1 protein-coding gene is annotated in these 483 nt (G+C 42.0%); it reads right to left on the bottom strand.

All coding sequences use genetic code 11. The features are described 5' to 3' along the window. The coding region (locus AB4263_RS24230) for a transposase (protein ID WP_371721113.1) at positions 1-449 on the bottom strand (449 nt) is incomplete at its 3' end. Positions 450-483: the final 34 nt, after the last annotated feature.

Below are 483 nucleotides of genomic sequence, written 5' to 3'. Positions count from 1 at the left end.
TGTATTTGCTGTGATTGTTTAGGGTGTTTGGAACGAGAAGTTATCCAAGAAAAACCCATGTGGTCGAGGAGATAATAGATGGAATTAGGGTGGTAGTGCTTGTCAAAGTGTTTAACGATGTAGTCATGTATATCGCTTCCAACAAGGCGGCCACCAGAAGGTGATTCAGCTTCTTTTTTTATGAAGGCACTGAGTTGAGCCCGCTGCTCATCGGTGAGGTATGCAGGCCTACCAGTCCGAGGTTTTTCTTGAAGTCCTTCTAGGCCTTCTTCAAAAAAAATCCGAACCCATTTATTGACACTGGTTCGACTGACTTTGAGAGATTTTGCAATTTGTGTACGAGAGAGGCCGTCTTTAAAGTGTGCGAGCGCAAGTAAACGCATCTTCATCTGAATGGTTTTTTGCTGGCTCGCAAGCTTTTTGAAGTCAGTGTTATTAAGGCTATCCATGGCTAAATTTCACAATAATTCATCAATCTTAATT

The sequence above is a fragment of the Vibrio sp. 10N.261.55.C5 genome, assembly GCF_041470505.1.
GTDB lineage: Bacteria > Pseudomonadota > Gammaproteobacteria > Enterobacterales > Vibrionaceae > Vibrio > Vibrio crassostreae_C.
This window is presented reverse-complemented; position numbering and strand designations above follow the sequence as displayed.